The sequence below is a fragment of the Burkholderia sp. Bp9143 genome (genome assembly GCF_003853645.1).
GTDB lineage: Bacteria > Pseudomonadota > Gammaproteobacteria > Burkholderiales > Burkholderiaceae > Burkholderia.
In genome coordinates this window covers 73929-94087 of sequence record NZ_QTPO01000008.1, presented here as the reverse complement: position 1 = coordinate 94087, position 20159 = coordinate 73929, and the positions used below count along the sequence as shown (strand labels likewise).

Sequence of the window (20159 nt, the reverse complement as noted above, 5' to 3'; positions counted from 1 at the left end):
AGCACCGCGATGGAAAGCGCCGACCGGCGCGGGGGGATCCCCCCAAGAAAACGACGGCGCCGATCGGGCGAAGCCGGTGCGTGCGTCCGGCCCGGCGATCGACGATACGACCGCACTACGGCTCTTGCGTATTCCGGAAAACGATTTCCCCATTGTTGCGGTTTTCGATGTAATGAATTGCATTGAACCCTTTGGAAATGGAACCGGTTCCATCTATAATTCGCGGCAATTTGTCGCCGGGCTCGGAGTGAGGGTCGTGCACGTTGCGCTGGCCGTCGGCCGGTGCGACGGCCAAGTTGAACAGAGCCATGGCGATGAGGACAGATGCGGGCGGTAAGCCGCTATTTGTCCGACGATCAGACCCGCGAAGAGGTCGACTCCGCAGTGCGCCGGAACCGGCACACGCGCGGCTCGATGACGGTGCCACCGCGCGGTGCGCGGCCGGCGCCCGCATCGAGGTTGTTCGCAACACCGCAAGAACAGGGCGGCCGGCCGCGCGCGGCACGGCTGCCGTGTCGGGCATGCCGCATGCGGAATGCGCGTGCCCGAGCCACGCTCCCCAACGATCAACATCCGACCATGTCCACGCCACTCGACAAACCCAACTCGCGTCGCCGCTTCCTGCGGACGTCGGTCGCGCTCGTGCCGATCGCGTCGGTCGCCGGTTGCGACCTGCGCGCGTCGTCGTCCTCGACCGCGGCCGGCAATGCCTCCACCGCGTCGGCCGGCGCCGAACGCGCGCCGTACAAGCCGACCTTCTTCGACGCGAAGGAGTGGGCGTTCATCCAGGCCGCCGTTGACCGGCTGATCCCGGCCGACGCCGAGGGCCCTGGCGCGCTCGAATCCGGCGTGCCCGAATTCATCGACCGCCAGATGGAAACCCCGTATGCGCACGGCGCGACGTGGTACATGCAGGGGCCGTTCCAGCAGGGCGTGCCCGAACTCGGCTACCAGCTCAAGCTCGTGCCGCGCGACATTTACCGGCTCGGCATCGCGGCGGTCAATCGCTATTGCGACAAGGCCCACGGCAAGGCGTTCGCCGACCTCGACGCGCCGACTCGCGACACCGTGCTCGGTGCGCTGGAGAAAGGCGGTGCGCAGATCGACGACGTGCCGTCCACGGTGTTCTTCGGCCAGTTGCTGCAGAACACGCGCGAAGGCTACTTCTGCGATCCGGTGCACGGCGGCAATCACGACATGGCTGCGTGGAAGATGATCGGTTTTCCGGGCGCGCGCGCCGACTTCATGGATTTCGTCAACCAGAACGGCAAGCCCTATCCGTACGGCCCGGTCTCGATCAACGGGGAGCGCACCTGATGGCCGCAGAAAAGAAGCCGCACGTCGATGCGGTGATCGTCGGCTTCGGCTGGACCGGCGCGATTCTCGCGAAGGAACTGACGGAAGCGGGCCTGAACGTCGTCGCGCTCGAGCGCGGCGAGTATCGCGACACCTATCCGGACGGCGCGTATCCGAACACGATCGACGAGTTGACCTACAACATCCGCAAGAAGCTGTTCCTCGACCTGTCGAAGACGACCGTGTCGATCCGCCACGGCGTGCACGACACCGCGCTGCCGTACCGGCAGCTCGCCGCGTTCCTGCCGGGCGAGGGCGTCGGCGGCGCGGGGCTGCACTGGTCGGGCGTGCATTTCCGGATCACGCCGGAAGAGTTGCGCCTGCGCAGCCACTACGAAGAGCGCTACGGCAAGAAGTTCATCCCCGAAGGGATGACGATCCAGGACACCGGCGTCACCTACGACGAGCTCGAGCCGTATTTCGACTTCGCCGAGAAGGTGTTCGGCACGTCGGGGCAGGCGTACAAGGTCGGCGGCAAGGTGGTCGGCGACGGCAACGTGTTCGAGGCGAGCCGCAGCGACAACTTCCCGCTGCCCGCGCAGCTCAATACGTATTCGGCGCAGCGCTTCTCCGAGGCCGCGAAGTCGCTCGGGCTGCATCCGTACCGGCTGCCGTCGGCGAACACGTCGGGTCCGTACACGAACCCGTACGGCGTGCAGATGGGGCCGTGCAATTTCTGCGGTTATTGCAGCGGCTACGCGTGCTACATGTACTCGAAGGCGTCGCCGAACCTGAACATTCTGCCCGCGCTGAAGCAGGTGCCGAATTTCGAGCTGCGCTCGAAGTGCCACGTGCTGCGCGTGGACCTCGACGACACGAAGAAGCGCGCGACGGGCGTGACCTACGTCGACCCGGCCGGGCGTGAAGTGCACCAGCCGGCCGATCTCGTGATCGTGGCCGCGTTCCAGTATCACAACGTGCACCTGCTGCTGCTGTCGGGCATCGGCAAGCCGTACGACCCGATCTCCGGCGAAGGCGTGGTGGGCCGCAATTTCGCGTACCAGAACCTGTCGACGATCAAGGCGTTCTTCGACAAGGACACCTTCACGAACCCGTTCATCGGCGCGGGCGGCAACGGCGTCGCGGTGGACGACTTCAACGCGGACAACTTCGACCACGGTCCGCTCGGCTTCGTCGGCGGCTCGCCGCTGTGGGTGAACCAGGCCGGCGTGAAGCCGATCAGCGGCATCGCGACGCCGCCGGGCACGCCGCAGTGGGGCGCCGCGTGGAAGAAGGCCGTGAAGGACAACTACGCGCACACGATCTCGATGGACGCGCACGGTACGAACATGTCGTACCGCGACGTGTACCTCGACCTCGATCCGACCTATCGCGATTCGTACGGCCAGCCGTTGTTGCGGATGACCTTCGACTGGAAGGACAACGACATCAAGATGGCGCAGTACGTGACCGGGCAGATGAAGAAGATCGCGGAGGCGATGGGGCCGAAGGCGATCGGCGTGTCGACGCGCGAGTTCGGCAAGCACTTCGATTCGCGCGCGTACCAGACGACCCACCTGGTCGGCGGCGCGATCATGGGCACCGATCCGAAGACGAGCGTGCTGAACCGCTACCTGCAGTGCTGGGACGTGCACAACGTGTTCGTGATGGGCGCGTCGGCGCTGCCGCAGGGCATCGGCTACAACCCGACTGGAATCATCGCGGCGCTGGCCTACTGGTCGGCACGCGCGATCCGCGAGCAATACCTGAAGAATCCCGCCCCGCTGGTGACCGTATGAAGAGGACAGTGAACCACCACAACGCCGCGCGCCGGATTTCCCCGCTGCGGCGCGCACTGGCGATCGGCACGGCATGGGCGGCGTTCGGTCTCGCCGGCGGGTCGGCCTTCGCGCAACCGGCGGCGCCGGCCGCGGCTTCGGGCCCGTCGGCCGCACCGGTCGCACAGTCGGCCGAGGCGAGCCTGGTCAAGCGCGGCGAATACCTCGCCCGCGCGGGCGACTGCATCGCGTGCCATACCGCGGGCGGCGGCAAGCCGTTCGCGGGCGGGCTGAAGTTTGACACGCCGATCGGCGCGATCTATTCGACCAACATCACGCCGGACCCGAAGACGGGCCTCGGCGGCTGGACGCTCGACGACTTCACCCATGCCGTGCGCGAGGGCGTGCGCAAGAACGGCGACACGATGTACCCGGCGATGCCGTACCCGTCCTACGCGCGCCTGAGCGACGACGACGTGAAGGCGCTGTACGCGTACTTCATGCACGGCGTCGCACCGGTCGAGCACGAGAACCGCGCGGTCGACATCGTGTGGCCGCTGTCGATGCGCTGGCCGCTGACGTTCTGGCGCAAGCTGTTCGCGCCGACGCCGAAACCGTTCGATGCGGCGCCGTACACCGATCCGGTGGTCGCGCGCGGCGCGTATCTCGTGCAGGGGCTCGGCCACTGCGGCGCGTGCCACACGCCGCGCGCGGTGACGATGCAGGAGCGCGCGCTGACCGACGTGGGCGGCCTCGACTTCCTGGCCGGCGGCGCGGCGATCGACGGCTGGGTGCCGACGAGCCTGCGCGGCGAGCCGCGCACCGGGCTCGGCACGTGGAGCCAAACCGAGATCGTGCAGTTCCTGAAGACCGGCCGCACGCTGCGCACGGCCGCGTTCGGCGGGATGACGGACGTGGTCGGCCACAGCATGCAGCACATGACCGACGCCGACCTGACCGCGATCGCGCGCTACCTGAAGACGCTACCGCCGCGCGTGCAGGGCGAGCAGCCGCACGTGTACGACGCGGCCGCGGCGAAGGCGCTGCAGACCGGCGATGCGGGCAGGCCGGGCGCCGCCGTCTATCGCGACAACTGCATGGCGTGCCACCGCAGCGACGGCCACGGCTACACGCGCGTGTTTCCGGCGCTCGCCGGCAACCCGGTCGTGCAGGGCGAGGATCCGACGTCGCTGATCCACGTCGTGCTGGAAGGCAGCGCGCTGCAGGGCACGCATGCGGCGCCGTCGACCTTCACGATGCCGCCGTTCGGCTGGCGCCTGTCGGATCAGGAAGTGGCGGACGTGTCGAACTTCGTGCGCACGAGCTGGGGCAATACGGGCGCGACGATCACGGCCGCGCAGGTCGCGAAGGTGCGCAAGGGCACGCCGTCGACGCGGCCGGAGCCGCCGCCGGGCGCACGGTTCCCGCAGGCGTCTCGCTGACGCACGCGGCGGGGCATCCGGCCCCGCCCGATCGATCCGCCTCGCGGCGCCAACCGGCCCGCGGGGTGCGTTCCGCCTGCCCGGGGTTGTACCCTGCAATGGCGTGCCACCGCGTGTATTTTTCGTCGTGGCGCGCCAATTTTTCGCCTCATCCCTTATCCTTCCATTCTTTAACCTTACTAAATCGTTACAAGAATTCGGGAGGGGGGATGCCTCATGACGTCAGCCTGATTGCGTTGCTCGCGGCCGGTTTCGGTCTCGCGATGATCTTCGGTTACCTCGCGTCGCTGCTGAAAATGCCGCCGCTCGTCGGCTATCTGCTCGCCGGGATCGTGATCGGCCCCGGCACGCCCGGTTTCGTCGGCGACCTGTCGCTCGCGCAGCAGCTCGCCGAAGTCGGCGTGATGCTGCTGATGTTCGGCGTCGGCCTCCATTTCTCGCTCGGCGACCTGCTCGCGGTGCGCAAGATCGCGCTGCCGGGGGCCGTCGTCCAGATTACCGTCGCGACGCTGCTCGGCGGCGGGCTCGCGCTCACCTGGGGCTGGAGCCTCGGTGCGGCGCTCGTGTTCGGGCTTGCGCTGTCGGTCGCGAGCACGGTCGTGCTGTTGCGGGCGCTCGAGGGGCGCGGGCTCGTCGAGACGGTGAACGGGCGCATTGCGGTCGGCTGGCTCGTCGTCGAGGATCTCGTGATGGTGCTCGTGCTCGTGCTGCTGCCGCCCGTCGCGGGGCTGCTCGGCGGCACACCGCCCGGCGACGCGCACGCGGCCGGCGGCAGCGTGTGGGGCACGCTCGGCGTCACGATGCTGAAGGTTGCCGCATTCATCGCGCTGATGCTCGTGGTCGGCAAGCGCGTGTTCCCGCGCATCCTGTGGCTCGTCGCACGCACCGGTTCGCGCGAGCTGTTCACACTGTGCATGATTGCCGCGGCGGTCGGCATCGCGTTCGGCGCGGCGAAGCTGTTCGACGTGTCGTTCGCGCTCGGCGCGTTCTTCGCCGGGATGATGATGCGCGAGTCGGAGTTCAGCCGGCGCGCGGCCGACGAGACGCTGCCGCTGCGCGACGCGTTCTCGGTGCTGTTCTTCATTTCGGTCGGGATGCTGTTCGACCCGAAGGTGCTGCTCGCCGAGCCGCTGCACGTGATCGAGGTCGCGGCGATCGTGCTGATCGGCAAGACGCTCGCGGCGGTCGCGCTCGTGATCGCGTTCCGTTATCCGCTGAACACCGCGCTGACGGTCGGCGCGGGCCTCGCGCAGATCGGCGAGTTCTCGTTCATTCTCGCGGGGCTCGGCCGGGCGCTCGGGCTGCTGTCGGCCGAAGGGCAGAGCCTGATTCTCGCGGTCGCGCTGATCTCGATCGCGATGAACACGCTGCTGTTCGCGATGATCGATCCGGCGCTCGCATGGATCCGCAAGCATTCGGCGTTCGCGCGCAAGCTCGAGGCACGCGACGATCCGCTCGCCGCGCTACCGATGTCGACGCCGCAGACGCATCTGACCGGGCAGGTCGTGATCGTCGGCTACGGCAAGGTCGGCACGCGGATCGCGCATGCGCTGGACGAGCGCGGGATCGCCTATGTCGTCGTCGAGCAGAATCGCGAGCTCGTCGAGAAGCTGCGCGCGGACGGTGTCGCGGCCGTGTCGGGCGACGCGATCGAGCCGGTCGTGCTCGTGCAGGCGCATATCGCGCGCGCCGGGATGCTGGTCGTCACGCTGCCGGACGTATTCGACGTGAGGCAGATCGTCGAGATCTCGCGCACGCTGAACCCGACGCTGGAGGTCGTGCTGTGCACGAACAGCAGCGACGAGGCCGACTTGCTGTCGAGCGAGGGCATCGGCACCGTGTTCATGGGCGAGAGCGAACTCGCGCGCGGGATGACCGAGCACGTGCTCGGCAGGATGGCGAAGCCGGTGGCGGCCGCGCACGCGCATTGACGATCGCGCGGCCGGGTTGGCGCGGATAGCGGGAGTGCGCCGGCCGTCGAAAGGGCGCGTGCGAGGCATTCGACTCGGCGAAAAGGCGGCCTGTTCGCTATGCGCGGTGCCCGGTACACCCCGGTGGCTTCAGCCTGCCGCGGCCTTCGTCTTGACGGCCGCGCCAGATTGCGCGGCCGTTTTCACAGGTGCCGATGCCTTCTGCTCGGCCGCCGTCTTCGGTTGCACTGCGGCCTTCGGCGCCGCGACCGTCTTCTGTGGTGCCGCCGCCTTGACCGGCGGATTCGGCGTCGGCTCGACCGGTGCGTCGGGCGGCACGCCGAGCAACTGCAGCGAGCCGCTCGTGACCGACGAGAACACCGGGCCGGCCACCGTGCCGCCGTAATAGCCCTTGCCGCGCGGCTCGTCGATCATCACCGCGACGATCAGGCGCGGGTTGCTCATCGGCGCCATCCCCGCGAACAGCGCGCGGTACTTGCCCTTCGCATAGGTCGCACCGACCTGCTTGCGCGCCGTGCCCGTCTTGCCGCCGATCCGGTAGCCGTCAACGCGCGCGCGGCGGCCCGTGCCGCCTTCGCCGACGGCCGACTCGAGCATCGCACGGATCGCCGCCGCGGTCTGCGGCGACGTCACGCGGTGGCCGCGATGGGCATTGATCGTCTGCGGGTCGGTGCCGTTCTTCAGCAGCGACACCGGGTGCAGCGTGCCGTCGCCCGCATAGGCGGTGTAGGTCTGCGCGATCTGCAGCAGCGACATCGACAGCCCGTAGCCGTACGCCATCGTCGCCTGCTCGATCGGCCGCCAGCGCTTGTAGCCGCGCAGGCGGCCCGACGCGACGCCCGGGAACGTCAGCTCCGGCGCGCGGCCGATCCCGTATTCCTGGTACTTGTTCCAGATCGTTTCGGCGGGCAGGTTCAGCGCCAGCTTCGCGAGCGCGACGTTGCTCGACTTCTGCAGCGCCTGCGAGACGGTCAGCGAGCCGTGGTTCGACGTGTCGTGGATCACGGCCGGGCCGATCTTGTAGGTGCCCGGTGACGTGTTGATGATCGTGTTCGGCGTGACCTTGCGCTCGTCGATCGACAGCGCGACGACGAGCGGCTTGATCGTCGAACCCGGCTCGAACGTGTCGATCACCGCGCGGTTGCGCAGTTGCTGACCCGTCAGCCGGGTGCGGTCGTTCGGGTCGAAGGTCGGGTAGTTCGCGAGCGCGAGAATTTCGCCGTTCTGCGCGTCGAGCACGACGACGCTGCCGGCCACCGCGTTGTTCTCGAGCACCGCGGACTTGAGCTGGCTGAACGCGAGCTGCTGGATGCGCCGGTCGATCGTCAGTTCGATCGTCGCACCGTGCTGCGCAGGCACGAGCGGACGCGTGTCGGACACGATGCGGCCCAGTCGATCGCGGATCACCTCGCGCTGCCCGGACGTACCGGACAGCCGGCCATTCGCGGCGAGCTCGACGCCTTCCTGGCCCTTGTCCTCGACGTTGGTGAACCCGACCACGTGCGCGGCCGATTCGCCTTCCGGATAGAAGCGCTTCGAGTCGGCGATCTGCGTGATGCCGTCGATCTCGAGCTTGTCGAGCCGGCTCGCAGTGTCCGCGTCGATCTGCCGCTTGAGCAGCACGAACGACCGGTCGTTGCGCAGGCGGCGCTTCACTTCCGCGAGCGGCATGTCGAGCAGCTTCGCGAGCTGCGGATAGTCGATTTCGGCGACCTGTTTCGGGTTCGCCCAGATTTCATAGGTCGACAGGCTGACCGCGAGCATCGCACCGTTGCGGTCGACGATGCGCCCGCGCATCGCGTCGAGCTCGATCGTGCGCTGGTAGCGCTTCTGGCCTTGTCCGACATAGAAATCCTGGTTCGCGACCTGCACCCAGAACGCGCGCCCGATCAGCGCGGCGAAACCGAGGGACACCATGATCACGACCAGCTTCGAGCGCCACATCGGCAGGCGCGACGCGAGCATCGGGTGCTTGGTCGCGGCAGCGTACGGATCGGCGGGGTGGGTCTTTTTTTTCACGCTCATGCAAGGGCCGGGTCGGGCCGCCGGACGGCGGCAAGTCAGTCTGAATAATGCGATTGTAATAAATGAGTAAACATCATGTGAGGAAAGTGTGTTTCGGCCCCATAAAAGAGGCGCATTTCCCGTCATGCGTGAGCGGAAAAAGGCGGGGGAAGGCGGAAGCGGCGGCGCAGCGATGCTTGCTGCCGCAGAGAGAAGCGGGGTGGACGGGCGGGGCGTTACCGCCGCCGTGGTGCAATTAATCCGGCCCCGATTATTTTTCGGACCGGAAAATAAAAAGCGCCCCGGAGAGAGGCGCCGTTATTGCTGAATATCGAAATGAATATCGCAGAAACTGGAATAAACCCGAAAACCGCAGAGGATTGCCGTCAAAAATACCTATCGCGCGACGGAAATAAATTCATGGTATTCCGGCTCCACCGTGGAACGATCGACCGCCTGCAGGCGCCACGCGCCGGCGGGGTGCTCGCCTGCGAGCACCGCGGGACCTTGTTCGCGTTTCGTCGCGTTGAACCCCTTCAACTGGCATACGGCATTCCCGCTGTCGGCCGCGCACAGGGCCATCGCGCCTTCTACGTCCCGAACCTTGCCCCAGGTCGGAAGATCGATGCCTTGGTGTGCCTCGCGTGACCACAGCCCCTCGTCGGTGTCGACCCACAGCACTGCGAAGGTGTTGCGGGTTGCCGATTCGCTGCCATTAATCCGAATAGTGAGGCGCATTGGATCGTCTCCTGAAGAAAATGACACATTCGACCGTTTTGGTTTGAACAGTCTAGATAGACTGTCGTGAAACGCAAGTGATAATCCTCAATAAATCCGAATTGCGTCTATAGTCGTTTCCGATGAAACGACGTCTGACGATTCACAGCGATTGCGCTGACGCGCGCAAACGCAGGCGGCACCACGATCCGCGCGCCGTGACCGGACGCTGGCGTGTCCGGGACATGCGATGACCTGGGGAAGGCCGCGTCGATGTGTCGCGCCGAAGCGATGGCCCGAAGCGCCGGCACTCCTGCTGCGAAGACCCCGATTATTGTCCGACCGACCGGGCGTTTCAACGAATTGACAGCCCGGCCGGTACGACACACTCCGACATTCGCGCACAAATCCACACACTTTCACAAAACTTTCGGGACAGACTTGCGAGCGATCGGGCCCCACACTTGGCATTTTCCGATCCTGCGCCGCGGACGCCCGTCCGTGGCGGGCCGCCGCCTCGTGCCGGAGACGCGATCGACGCGATCGCGGGCCGCAGCCCGATCGGGACTGCCGGGGCGAGCGTCGGCCCCGGCCCGGCCGACAGCCGTGCGCAGCTCCGCGATCCGGGGCTGCCGCGCCGTCCGGCCGATTCTTCGAAGGAGACTATCGTGCTGATCTGGAAAACCGCGTTGTCGCTCAACTGGCGCACGAGCCTCGTGTCGCCGGCCAGCGCACCGGTCGCGGCGGCCAACGTCGGGCGGCTGGTGCTCACCGGCGCCACCGGCTTCATCGGCAGTACCGTGCTGACGGCGCTCGTTAACGCAGGGTTGCTCGAGCGCATCGTGTGTGTCGTGCGCGCCGAGAATCGCGGTCACGCGGTCGCGCGTCTGCGTGAAGCGGCGCTGCGCGCGGGGCTCGCACCGTATTGGGCGTCGCGCCTCGGCGACGCGAACGTGGTCGTCGGTGCACTCGGCGACGTGTGGCAGGGCGCTGACGCGCCGCGTCTCGCCGGTGCGACGCACGTGATTCACTGCGCGGGCCATGCGTCGCCGGCCGACGGTACGCATCTGCAGGCCGACATCGCCGATTCGCTGCGCTTTGCCGAGCGGTTCGCGCACGCACCGCAGCTGCAGCGTTTCGTGTACCTCGGCACCGCCTATGCGCACGCGGGCCGCGGCGGGATCGTTTACGAGGAGCGGGCGGGCGCGGCGGCGAGCAACGCGGCGCAGGGCAGCGACGGGTTGCACGGCGCGGTGCTCGCGGCGGACTACCTGCAGGCGAAGGCCGAAACGGAACAGCGCCTGCGCGCGCTCGGGCTGCCGCTCGTCGTCGTGCGTCCTTCGCACGTCGTCGGTCACACGGTGCTCGGCACGCGGCCCGCGCCGAATTCGTTCTGGATGTTCCGCGTCGCGCACGCGGCGCGCCGCTTCACCGCACGGCCGATGACGCGCATCGACATCGTGTCGGTCGACGACGTCGCACGCGCGACGATGCTGCTGGCCGTCAAGCCGACGCTGATGCACGACGTGTACCACGTGTCGGCCGGCGACGAGGCGCCGCAGGTCGCGCAGATCGTGCGCGCGATGGACGAGGCGGCCGGCATGACGGGCGCGCCGCGCTACGCGGCCTGTGCGCCGGCCGAATTGCCGCTCGTGGTGCGCGACGTGCTCGGTCGATCTGATCCGGCGCTCGAGCGTGTGATCGGCAGGGCGTTGCAGCGTGGCGCGGAGTTCGCGATGGTCGATCGCGTGTTCGACAACCGCCGCGTACGCGACGAAATCGATTTCGAGCCGCTGCCGTTCGTCGATTACGTCGAGGAATGCATGCGCACGTCGCGCGGCGTCGCGGTGACCGAACTGATGCGCGGCGCGCAGCACTGACCGCCCGCGCGATTCGGGGCCTGGCGGTTACCGGGCTCAGGTTCGCCGCCGCGCGCGGTGGTCCGGCGGCGGCAGGCCTTACGACGCGCTGCCGAGCTCGATCAGCCGGTCGAGTGCACGGTAGATGTCGTCCAGGCCGTCCTGGCCGAAACGCGCTTCGAGCTGGCGATACTGCTCGTCGATGCGCGGGCCGATTTCGGTCACGAGCTTCCTGCTTTGCGGCGTCAGGCTCACCAGCAGCCGCCGCTGATCTTCCTGCGCGCGCGTGCGCGTAATCAGGCCGTCGCGTTCCATCCGTTCCAGCACGCCCGTGAGACTCGGGCTCAGGATGCAGCAGCGGCGCGCGATCTGTCCCGCTTCGAGCGCGTGCGTGGGCTCGCCGTCGAGCACGCGGATGATCCGCCATTGCTGTTCGGTCAGCGCGAATTCCTTGAGAATGGGGCGGAACAGGCCCATCAGTGTTTCGCGGGCTTCGAGCAGCAGCATGGCCAGGTTGCGATGGTCGAGCGTACGGTTCATCGGGGTGGGGAATGGACGGGGACGCATCAATCTTAACAGCCGACGGTGATGAATTTCGTGTATCAGGGTAATCGAGGTTGCCAGGGTTCGATTATTTACTTAAGATGTTAACTATTGACGATGCGCCGCGACGCGCGGCAGGGGAATGACGCATGGAGCTGTCTTGCAGGACCGCCGCGGCGGCGCCGCTGCCGGTCGCCATCGGTACCGTCTACGGTGCGCTGCTCAACGAGCGCGCTGCACTCGACGCGCTCGGCGATGCCGTGCACGCACCGCCTTACGGCCGTCCGCCGCAGGCGCCGATCCTCTACATCAAGCCGGCCAACACGCATGCGGCGGACGGCGCGGCCGTCGTGGTGCCGGCGGGCGTCGATGCGCTGGAGATCGGCGCGTCGGTGGCCGTCGTGTTCTCGCGGCGCGCGACGCGCGTGCCGGCCTCGCAGGCGCTCGACTACGTGTACGGCTTCACGCTCGCGAGCGACGTGTCGGTCCCGCATCCCGATTACTACCGTCCGGCCGTGCGCTTCAAGTGCCGCGATGGCTTCTGCCCGCTGGGTCCGGCGATCGTGCCGGCGGCCGCGGTCGGCGATGTCGACGCGATCGGCCTGACCGTGCGGATCGACGGCGCCGCCGCGGTATCCGCATCGACCGCCACGCTGATCCGCCCGGTGCGCGAACTGATCGCCGACGTGACGGCATTCATGTCGTTCGACGCGGGCGACGTGCTGCTGCTCGGCGTCGCGGGCGGCGCCCCGCGTGCCCGCGCGGGCAGCACGATCGAGATTGCCGCCGCCGGCATCGGCACGTTGCGGCATACGCTGATTGCGGAGGAGGCACGATGAAGACGGCGCGCGTGATCTACAACGGCGCACTGCACGCGGCCGAACCGGCTGGCGACGGCGCGATCCGACTCGACACGGGGCGCGTGGTCGCCGAGGACTGGGTGACGTGGCTGCCGCCCGTCGCACCGCGCACGACGTTCGCGCTCGGCCTCAACTACGCGGACCACGCGAAGGAGCTCTCGTTCAAGGCGCCGAGCGAGCCGCTGATCTTCCTGAAGGGGCCGAACACGTTCATCGGCCACCGGTCGCGCACCGTGCGCCCGGCGGACGCGACGCACATGCACTACGAGTGCGAACTGGCCGTCGTGATCGGCCGCCCGGCGCGCAACGTGAGCCGCGCGCAAGCGCTCGACCACGTCGCCGGCTACACGGTCGCGAACGACTATGCGATCCGCGATTACCTCGAAAACTACTACCGCCCGAACCTGCGCGTGAAGAACCGCGACACCTGCACGCCGCTCGGGCCGTGGTTCGTCAGCCGCGACGAGATCGGCGACGCGGGCGACCTGATGCTGCGCACGACGGTGAACGGCCAGGAGACGCAGCGCGGCAGCACGCGCGACATGATCTTCGACGTGCCCGCGCTAATCGAGCACATCAGCAGTTTCATGACGCTCTCGCCGGGCGACCTGATCCTGACCGGCACGCCGGAAGGGCTGGCCGACACGAAGCCGGGCGACGAGGTGGTGACCGAAATCGAAGGGATCGGCCGGCTCGTGAACACGATCGTCGGCGAAGCAGACTACTATCGCGCCGGCTGAGCCCGTCGCCCAAGGAGAGCAGATGACCATCAAGCACTGGATCGACGGCCGCGAAGTCGAGAGCCGCGAGACCTTCACGACGCTGAACCCCGCGACGGGCGAGGTGATCACCGACGTCGCGTCGGCCGGTGAGGCCGAGGTCGACGCGGCCGTGCGCGCGGCGAAGGAGGCGTTCCCGAAGTGGGCGAACACGCCCGCGAAGGAGCGCGCGAAGCTGATGCGCAAGCTCGGCGAGCTGATCGAGAAGAACGTGCCGATGCTCGCTGCGCTCGAGACGCAGGACACCGGCCTGCCGATCGCTCAGACGAGCAAGCAGCTGATTCCGCGCGCGTCCGAGAACTTCAATTTCTTCGCGGAAGTGTGCGTGCAGATGAATGGCCGCACGTATCCGGTCGACGACCAGATGCTGAACTACACGCTGTACCAGCCGGTCGGCGTGTGCGCGCTGGTGTCGCCGTGGAACGTGCCGTTCATGACCGCGACGTGGAAGACGGCGCCGTGTCTCGCGTTCGGCAACACGGCCGTGCTGAAGATGTCGGAGCTGTCGCCGCTGACGGCCGACCAGCTCGGCCGGCTCGCGCTCGAGGCCGGCATTCCGCCGGGCGTGCTGAACGTCGTGCAGGGTTACGGCGCGACCGCCGGCGACGCACTGGTGCGCCATCCGGACGTGCGCGCGGTGTCGTTCACGGGCGGCACGGTCACGGGCAAGCGGATCATGGAGCGCGCGGGTCTGAAGAAGTATTCGATGGAGCTCGGCGGCAAGTCGCCGGTGCTGATCTTCGACGACGCCGATTTCGACCGTGCGCTCGACGCGTCGCTGTTCACGATTTTCTCGATCAACGGCGAGCGCTGTACCGCGGGCTCGCGGATCTTCGTGCAGCGCACGATCTACGACCGCTTCGTGCAGGAGTTCGCGCGCCGCGCGAACAACCTGGTCGTCGGCGATCCGTCCGATCAGGCGACGCAACTCGGCGCGATGATCACGCGCCAGCACTGGGAGAAGGTGACCGGCTATATCCGGATCGGCGAGCAGGAAGGCGCGCGCGTGGTCGCGGGCGGTGCGGACAAGCCGGCCGGTCTCGCCGACCATCTGCGCAACGGCAACTTCGTGCGGCCGACCGTGTTCGCCGATGTCGACAACAGGATGCGCATCGCGCAGGAAGAGATCTTCGGGCCGGTCGCGTGTTTGATTCCGTTCGAGGACGAGGAAGAAGGGCTGCGGCTTGCGAACGATACGTCCTATGGGCTCGCGTCGTATATCTGGACCCAGGATGTCGGCAAGGTGCATCGCCTCGCGCGCGGCATCGAGGCCGGGATGGTGTTCGTGAACAGCCAGAACGTGCGCGACCTGCGCCAGCCGTTCGGCGGCGTGAAGGAGTCGGGCATCGGGCGCGAGGGCGGCGAGTACAGCTTCGAGGTGTTCGCGGAGATCAAGAACGTGTGCATCTCGATGGGTTCGCATCACATTCCTCGCTGGGGCGTGTAACGGGCGTGGGGCGTTTCGCCGCATAAAAGTAAGGAGACTTGACGATGGGCACACTGTCCCTCGCCGCGAAGATCACGCACGTGCCGTCGATGTACCTGTCGGAGTTGCCCGGCAGGCATCACGGCTGCCGCGAAGCGGCGATCCGCGGCCATCAGCTGATCGGCGAGCGCTGCCGCGCGCTCGGCGTCGACACGATCGTCGTGTCGGACGTGCACTGGCTCGTCAACGCCGGCTATCACGTGAACTGCAATGCGCGGTTCGCGGGCACGTATACCAGCAACGAGCTGCCGCATTTCATCCGCGACATGGAGTACGCGTATCCGGGCAATCCGGCACTCGGCCGCCTGATCGCGGAGACGGCCAGCGCGCGCGGCATCGCGACGCGCGCGCATGAGATCGACAGCCTCGAACTCGAATACGGCACGCTCGTGCCGATGCGCTACATGAACGGCGACCAGCACTTCAAGGTCGTGTCGATCGCCGGCTGGTGCATGTGGCACACGCTCGACGAAAGCCGGCGCTTCGGCGAGGCGCTGCTCGAGGCGATCGAGAAGAGCGATTCGAACGTCGCGTTCCTCGCAAGCGGTTCGCTGTCGCACCGCTTCAACGACAACGGCAGTCCCGAGGAATCGATCCACCAGATCAGCCGCGAGTTCTTCCGGCAGGTCGACCTGCGGGTGGTCGAGCTGTGGAAGCAGGGCGATTTCAAGACCTTCTGCGCGATGCTGCCCGAGTACAACACGCATTGTCACGGCGAAGGCGGCATGCACGACACGGCGATGCTGCTCGGCCTGCTCGGCTGGGATCGCTACGACAAGCCCGTCGAGATTGTCACCGACTATTTCGCGAGCTCGGGCACCGGGCAGATCAACGCGATCTTCCCGCTCGCCTGAGCGCCGCATCACCTACCCGGAGCGTTGCCATGCCACACATCGTCGTCGAATACACCGCGAACATCCGCGACGACGCGCGCATTCCCGCGCTGCTGCGCACGATCAACGCGACGCTGATCGCGCAAGGCGGCGTGTTTCCGACGGGCGGCATCCGCTCGCGCGCGATCGAGTTGCAGGATTACTGCGTCGCCGACGGCACTGCGGACGACGCGTTCGTCCACGTGACGCTGAAGATCGGCTCGGGCCGTAGCGACGAGACCAAGAAGGTCGCGTGCGATGCGCTGTTCGACGCGATCAAGGCGCATTTCGCGGAGTTGTACGCGAAGCGTTATCTGGCGCTGTCGATGGAGCTGACCGAGTTCAGCGAAAGCGGCTCGTACAAGTACAACAACATCCACGCCCGCTACAAGCGGGCCGGCTGAACCCATTCCCGATCCGACCATGCTCGAACCTGCCATCATCGACCAGCTCGCTCGGCGTCTGCACGACGCCGAGCGCGAGCGCACGCAGATCCGCCAGATCTCGCTCGACCATCCCGACATCACGATCGACGACGCGTATGCGATCCAGCGTGCGTGGGTGACCCTCAAGCTCGCGGAAGGCCGCACGCTCAAGGGCCACAAGATCGGCCTCACGTCGAAGGCGATGCAGAACACGTCGCAGATCGACGAGCCCGATTACGGCGCGCTGCTCGACGACATGTTCTTCGACGACGGCGGCACGATCCCGACCGGCCGCTTCATCGTGCCGCGCGTCGAGGTCGAACTCGCGTTCGTGCTCGGCAAGCGGCTCGCGGGCCCGAACTGCACGATCTTCGACGTGTACGACGCGGTCGATTACGTCGTGCCCGCGCTCGAGATCATCGACGCGCGCAGCCAGTCGATCGACCCCGATACGAAGCGGCCGCGCAAGGTATTCGACACGATCGCCGACAACGCGGCGAACGCGGGCGTCGTGATCGGCGGGCGGCCGGTGCGGCCGCAGGACGTCGATTTGCGCTGGGTCGCGGCGATCATGTCGCGCAACGGCGTGGTCGAGGAAACGGGCGTCGCGGCCGGCGTGCTGAACCATCCGGCCAATGGCGTCGCGTGGCTCGCCAACCGGCTGTCGCGTTTCGACGTCGCGCTGGAGCCGGGGCAGATCGTGCTCGGCGGCTCGTTCACGCGGCCGTGCGCGGCGCGCGCGGGCGACACGTTCAGCGTCGACTACGGCCCGCTCGGGACGATCCAGTGCTACTTCGAGTGAGGCGAGCGATGCAGATTCCGTCGAATGTCTTCAAGGCCGCGCTCGCGCGCGGCGACGCGCAGGTCGGGCTGTGGCTCGGGCTCGCGAATCCGTACAGCGCCGAAGTCGTTGCAGGCGCCGGTTTCGACTGGCTGCTGATCGACGGCGAACATGCGCCGAATACGGTGCCGACGATCCTCGCGCAACTGCAGGCGATCGCGCCGTATCCGTCGCATCCGGTCGTACGCGTGCCATGGAACGATCCGGTGATCGTCAAGCAGGTGCTCGATCTCGGCGCGCAGACGTTGCTCGTGCCGATGGTGCAGAGCGCCGATGAGGCGCGCGCGGCGGTGGCCGCGACGCGCTATCCGCCGCATGGAATTCGCGGGGTCGGCAGTGCTTTGGCGCGCGCGTCGCGCTGGAACCGCGTTGGCGACTACCTGCATCGGGCGAACGACGAGATGGCCGTGCTCGTGCAGGTCGAGACGCGTGCCGGGCTTGACGCGATCGACGCGATTGCGCGGGTGGAAGGCGTCGATGGCGTGTTCATCGGGCCGGCCGATCTGGCGGCCGATCTCGGACATCTCGGCAATCCGGGGCATCCGGACGTGCAAGCGGCGATCGACGGCGCGATCCGGGCGATCAAGGCGGCAGGGAAGGCGCCGGGCATTCTGAGCGCGGATGAGGCGGCGGCGCGGCGGTATCTGGAAGCGGGGGCGCTGTTTGTTGCGGTCGGGGTCGATACGACGCTGCTGGCGAGGAGTGCGGAGCGGCTGGCGGCGCAGTTCAAGGGGAAGGGTGGGGTGGCGACGAAGCGGGATGCGACGTATTGAGCGATACCGGAGGTTGCCAGTTCTATAGAGTTCGATCGAATTTCGTTTGCCGAGATCAAAATTTCGCATTCCAAAACCTACATTCGGAGTGCGCGATGCCCCATACGTCGACGTCTGACACGATCTTGCCCGTGGAGCGCGAGGTGCAGGCGGCTGTCGAAGGGCAGGGTGCGCTGGCGGCTTACCCCGCCACGCGAACGGAAATACAGCGCATCCAAATTTTCGACGACGAGAATCGCGCGCATCAAGTCGAACTCACGACTTCTGCAGTGCGCCTGCTGGTCGACATCCTCGCCGAACTCGCCGATGGCAACGCCGTCAAGGTCGCGCCTGTTCATGCTGGGCTGACGACGCAGGAAGCGGCTGACATTGCTCAATGTGTCGCGGCCGCATCTCATCAAGCTTCTCGAATCGAAGGCGCTGCCGTATCACAAAACCGGAAAGCACCGTTGTGTGCGCTTGTCCGATCTGACGCGCTACAAGACGGAACGCGATCAGGTGAGTATCGATGCAACGGAAGAACTGAGCCGGCAAGCGTAAGAGTTCAGAACGGGCTACGAATGACGAGGTCGCCGTTCACAGTTGGCAACGATGCTTGGGTGCTTTGTCCCGAACCGCGGGACTGCCTGCCGCTTGTTTCACGACACGAGTTTTCCGCGTTGGCGACTCCGTCGAAGCTGTGATTCTTGATGAATGGCGCATGCGTAACGTTGTGAACCGGTGAGTGAATCTGTATGGTCCGGGATTCTACAAACCGAGGGGAAGCCACGGTGAGCGATAACGATAGGATCCCGTACTTCAGGATCAACAAGCTGGTTTGGAAATGGAAGCTATGCGACGGGGACGATGGGGGAGTCCCGGCGTGTGATCTTGGCCTGTCACTGACAATGGCGCCGCCGGCGAGCGAGTTGCCAGTAGAGCAATCTATGCCCATTGCGCAGGTCGACAAGCGTGACTCGCTCGACAAGATGGTGGACGATATCGAAAAGGTCGCGGCTGCGTTTTCTCGTTTCAAGAAGTGGTTGGATGCACCTGTTCCGCCCAAGCAACTGAAGCCGACGGAGAAGGAAAGGGTGGTGCCGCCTTTCGATATTCAGCAAATTCCCGATGCAATGCGCAAAGAGCATATGCCAGTTTCGGCGAAACTGATGGAGCGTTGGTTTGCGGGGCGGCTCAACTACTCGCCCACATCAAAGGATCAGCAGAACGAGATCAACCAGAATGGCGAACTCGACCCTGAGTCAATGGTCGATCGGACTACCATAAGACTGGATTGGGTCCTCAAGCACGCGCGTGCCAGGAAGGCATACGATAACTTGGTAAATACCGATATATACAGTTCGCGTGCATACGAAGCCCTCAAAGACATTCTCGGCCGCTACCGTGGTCGCGGAGAAGTATCGCCTTGGACGGTCAGCGGCTACGATATTCGCAAGCTACACAAAGGATTCCAGTTTCAGCGAGCAGCGGTAGAAAGCTCGTTTGAGCAGAAGGCACTGCAGGCCGTACGGCGGCTTCCGGATGCCGGTGTTCCTGACGACCTGACCGGCGCGTTGGGGGCATTCAACCTATATGCGGCAGTAGCACGCGTCATTTTCGATGCGGAGAACAGGAAGGCGACGGTTACGAATATTGTCGTATACGTCAGGGATGGCTATTCCTTCGACGGGGCAACAGATTCACGATCCCAGTACCTGGGCCACTGGAGCAAAAACGGTGTGGTTATCGTGCCGAGTTACACGGCAGCGAATCTCGCAGAGCAGCCCTGGTTCGACTTTCCCGTCGTGTCCGGCAGTACGGTCGCAAACCTCTATGAACCAGGGAAGGTTTACTATCCGGTCCGGAACCGCTCGTTCCGGGAGTGGCAAGACAGGCACCATCGAGGCGGAGACTTCATTGTATTTTCGGACTATAGGCCGATCATGCTCGCTAAACCAATAACGGTGTACTTCGAATGAACGGCTTGGCGACCGCCATGCAAGGGGCAGGTCTGGTTGCACTTGCAGAAATCGCGCTGATCGGAATCGCAGTGTGCATTCTGATAGTTATCTTTTGCAGTCTTGCACGGCAAGAGGGGCGTGCCGCACGAATGAAGTCGGGAATGAAAGTGCTCGGTTTAGGTCTGGCAACTGTCACTTTTTTGTGCTTCGCGGGCTCTTACTATCAGGATGCGCGTGTGCGCGCTCGAGCAACACAGTTTGATACCGAGCGCTCCAGGAACGACGGGGGGCGCTACACGGCGCAATACGCCTACCTGGGAGGGGATCGGATCCTTCTTCGGCTCTATCGGACATCCGACATGCAATTGCTTGCCGAGCGGACTTACGAGTACCCGGATGCTGTTCGCTTGATATGGACTAAGGAATCGCTAATATTCGATACTGCGGTGGATAGCGATGGAGAGATCAAGCTTCCCCCTGCACAGATCGAACGATGGAAGGCCATGTTGCCGTAGATATGCGCGATTAGTACGTGTGCGACCGCGTAGTGTGGTGTGCCTCGCCGCGCGAGGACGCGCCAGGGCCGTGGCGACAGCGCAGCATGGAGGCGGGT

Annotated in this window: 17 protein-coding genes and 1 pseudogene; 15 read left to right on the top strand and 3 right to left on the bottom strand. The window is 66.0% G+C overall.

Features of this window, described 5'->3' with window-relative positions:
* The first annotated feature begins 579 nt into the window (after positions 1-579).
* From DIE23_RS08045 to DIE23_RS08030, 4 genes are all read left to right on the top strand, one after another.
* The gene (locus DIE23_RS08045) at positions 580-1317 is read left to right on the top strand and encodes a gluconate 2-dehydrogenase subunit 3 family protein (protein ID WP_124611632.1); all 738 of its coding nucleotides are present in this window, start codon (positions 580-582) and stop codon (positions 1315-1317) included.
* Positions 1317-3095 (top strand): GMC family oxidoreductase, encoded by a 1779-nt coding sequence (locus tag DIE23_RS08040; RefSeq protein ID WP_124611631.1) that lies wholly within the window; start codon positions 1317-1319, stop codon positions 3093-3095. The genes DIE23_RS08045 and DIE23_RS08040 overlap by 1 nt, the downstream gene beginning before the upstream one ends.
* Positions 3092-4516, top strand: coding sequence for a cytochrome c (locus tag DIE23_RS08035; protein WP_124611630.1), 1425 nt, complete (start codon positions 3092-3094; stop codon positions 4514-4516). Before DIE23_RS08040 ends, DIE23_RS08035 begins: the two co-directional genes overlap by 4 nt.
* 209 nt (positions 4517-4725) lie before the next feature.
* Entirely contained in the window at positions 4726-6447 is a 1722-nt protein-coding gene (locus DIE23_RS08030) for a cation:proton antiporter (protein ID WP_124611629.1), read from the top strand.
* Positions 6448-6576: 129 nt separating this feature from the next.
* Here the strand turns inward: DIE23_RS08030 and DIE23_RS08025 are convergent, their stop codons facing one another.
* Positions 6577-8472: a penicillin-binding protein 2 gene (locus DIE23_RS08025; protein ID WP_124611628.1), complete on the bottom strand. Its 1896-nt coding sequence runs from the start codon at positions 8470-8472 to the stop codon at positions 6577-6579.
* A gap of 375 nt (positions 8473-8847) precedes the next feature.
* Positions 8848-9189: a DUF3564 family protein gene (locus DIE23_RS08020; RefSeq protein ID WP_124611627.1), complete on the bottom strand. Its 342-nt coding sequence runs from the start codon at positions 9187-9189 to the stop codon at positions 8848-8850.
* A 647-nt stretch (positions 9190-9836) separates the two neighbouring features.
* Between DIE23_RS08020 and DIE23_RS08015 the strand changes: the two genes are divergently transcribed.
* Positions 9837-11048, top strand: coding sequence for an SDR family oxidoreductase (locus tag DIE23_RS08015; protein WP_124611626.1), 1212 nt, complete (start codon positions 9837-9839; stop codon positions 11046-11048).
* Positions 11049-11126: 78 nt separating this feature from the next.
* On the opposite strand, the gene hpaR is transcribed toward DIE23_RS08015, so the two are convergent.
* On the bottom strand, positions 11127-11567 hold the full coding sequence (gene hpaR, locus DIE23_RS08010) for a homoprotocatechuate degradation operon regulator HpaR (protein WP_124611625.1): 441 nt from the start codon (positions 11565-11567) through the stop codon (positions 11127-11129).
* A 152-nt stretch (positions 11568-11719) separates the two neighbouring features.
* On the opposite strand from hpaR, the gene DIE23_RS08005 reads away from it, so the two are divergent.
* From DIE23_RS08005 to DIE23_RS07960, 10 genes and pseudogenes are all read left to right on the top strand, one after another.
* Positions 11720-12409: a fumarylacetoacetate hydrolase family protein gene (locus tag DIE23_RS08005; protein ID WP_124611624.1), complete on the top strand. Its 690-nt coding sequence runs from the start codon at positions 11720-11722 to the stop codon at positions 12407-12409.
* A complete protein-coding gene (locus DIE23_RS08000; RefSeq protein ID WP_124611623.1) occupies positions 12406-13170 on the top strand; it encodes a fumarylacetoacetate hydrolase family protein in 765 nt (254 codons plus the stop codon). Before DIE23_RS08005 ends, DIE23_RS08000 begins: the two co-directional genes overlap by 4 nt.
* Positions 13171-13192: 22 nt before the next feature.
* On the top strand, positions 13193-14656 hold the full coding sequence (gene hpaE, locus DIE23_RS07995; RefSeq protein ID WP_124611622.1) for a 5-carboxymethyl-2-hydroxymuconate semialdehyde dehydrogenase: 1464 nt from the start codon (positions 13193-13195) through the stop codon (positions 14654-14656).
* 44 nt (positions 14657-14700) lie between these two features.
* A complete protein-coding gene (hpaD, locus tag DIE23_RS07990; RefSeq protein WP_124611621.1) occupies positions 14701-15549 on the top strand; it encodes a 3,4-dihydroxyphenylacetate 2,3-dioxygenase in 849 nt (282 codons plus the stop codon).
* 29 nt (positions 15550-15578) lie between these two features.
* Positions 15579-15971: a 5-carboxymethyl-2-hydroxymuconate Delta-isomerase gene (locus DIE23_RS07985; RefSeq protein ID WP_124611620.1), complete on the top strand. Its 393-nt coding sequence runs from the start codon at positions 15579-15581 to the stop codon at positions 15969-15971.
* A gap of 19 nt (positions 15972-15990) precedes the next feature.
* Complete coding sequence (hpaH, locus tag DIE23_RS07980; RefSeq protein WP_124611619.1) at positions 15991-16794, top strand: 2-oxo-hept-4-ene-1,7-dioate hydratase; 804 nt, start codon at positions 15991-15993, stop codon at positions 16792-16794.
* Between the two features lie 8 nt (positions 16795-16802).
* On the top strand, positions 16803-17606 hold the full coding sequence (hpaI, locus tag DIE23_RS07975) for a 4-hydroxy-2-oxoheptanedioate aldolase (RefSeq protein WP_124611618.1): 804 nt from the start codon (positions 16803-16805) through the stop codon (positions 17604-17606).
* A 95-nt stretch (positions 17607-17701) separates the two neighbouring features.
* Positions 17702-18146, top strand: a pseudogene (locus DIE23_RS07970) (excisionase family DNA-binding protein).
* 230 nt (positions 18147-18376) lie between these two features.
* On the top strand, positions 18377-19564 hold the full coding sequence (locus tag DIE23_RS07965; protein ID WP_260435995.1) for a DUF6402 family protein: 1188 nt from the start codon (positions 18377-18379) through the stop codon (positions 19562-19564).
* The gene (locus DIE23_RS07960) at positions 19561-20061 is read left to right on the top strand and encodes a hypothetical protein (RefSeq protein WP_260435994.1); all 501 of its coding nucleotides are present in this window, start codon (positions 19561-19563) and stop codon (positions 20059-20061) included. Before DIE23_RS07965 ends, DIE23_RS07960 begins: the two co-directional genes overlap by 4 nt.
* Positions 20062-20159 lie beyond the last annotated feature (98 nt).

Excerpts from the sequence above, each read along its gene's own strand:
- hpaH (WP_124611619.1), top strand. The coding sequence starts at position 15,991 with ATGCTCGAACCTGCCATCATCGACCAGCTCGCTCGGCGTCTGCACGAC.
- DIE23_RS08040 (WP_124611631.1), top strand. The coding sequence starts at position 1,317 with ATGGCCGCAGAAAAGAAGCCGCACGTCGATGCGGTGATCGTCGGCTTC.
- hpaE (WP_124611622.1), top strand. The coding sequence starts at position 13,193 with ATGACCATCAAGCACTGGATCGACGGCCGCGAAGTCGAGAGCCGCGAG.
- DIE23_RS08035 (WP_124611630.1), top strand. The coding sequence starts at position 3,092 with ATGAAGAGGACAGTGAACCACCACAACGCCGCGCGCCGGATTTCCCCG.
- DIE23_RS08005 (WP_124611624.1), top strand. The coding sequence starts at position 11,720 with ATGGAGCTGTCTTGCAGGACCGCCGCGGCGGCGCCGCTGCCGGTCGCC.
- DIE23_RS08000 (WP_124611623.1), top strand. The coding sequence starts at position 12,406 with ATGAAGACGGCGCGCGTGATCTACAACGGCGCACTGCACGCGGCCGAA.
- DIE23_RS08045 (WP_124611632.1), top strand. The coding sequence starts at position 580 with ATGTCCACGCCACTCGACAAACCCAACTCGCGTCGCCGCTTCCTGCGG.
- DIE23_RS08030 (WP_124611629.1), top strand. The coding sequence starts at position 4,726 with ATGCCTCATGACGTCAGCCTGATTGCGTTGCTCGCGGCCGGTTTCGGT.
- hpaD (WP_124611621.1), top strand. The coding sequence starts at position 14,701 with ATGGGCACACTGTCCCTCGCCGCGAAGATCACGCACGTGCCGTCGATG.
- DIE23_RS08025 (WP_124611628.1), bottom strand. The coding sequence starts at position 8,472 with ATGAGCGTGAAAAAAAAGACCCACCCCGCCGATCCGTACGCTGCCGCG.
- DIE23_RS08020 (WP_124611627.1), bottom strand. The coding sequence starts at position 9,189 with ATGCGCCTCACTATTCGGATTAATGGCAGCGAATCGGCAACCCGCAAC.
- hpaR (WP_124611625.1), bottom strand. The coding sequence starts at position 11,567 with ATGAACCGTACGCTCGACCATCGCAACCTGGCCATGCTGCTGCTCGAA.
- hpaI (WP_124611618.1), top strand. The coding sequence starts at position 16,803 with ATGCAGATTCCGTCGAATGTCTTCAAGGCCGCGCTCGCGCGCGGCGAC.
- DIE23_RS07985 (WP_124611620.1), top strand. The coding sequence starts at position 15,579 with ATGCCACACATCGTCGTCGAATACACCGCGAACATCCGCGACGACGCG.
- DIE23_RS07960 (WP_260435994.1), top strand. The coding sequence starts at position 19,561 with ATGAACGGCTTGGCGACCGCCATGCAAGGGGCAGGTCTGGTTGCACTT.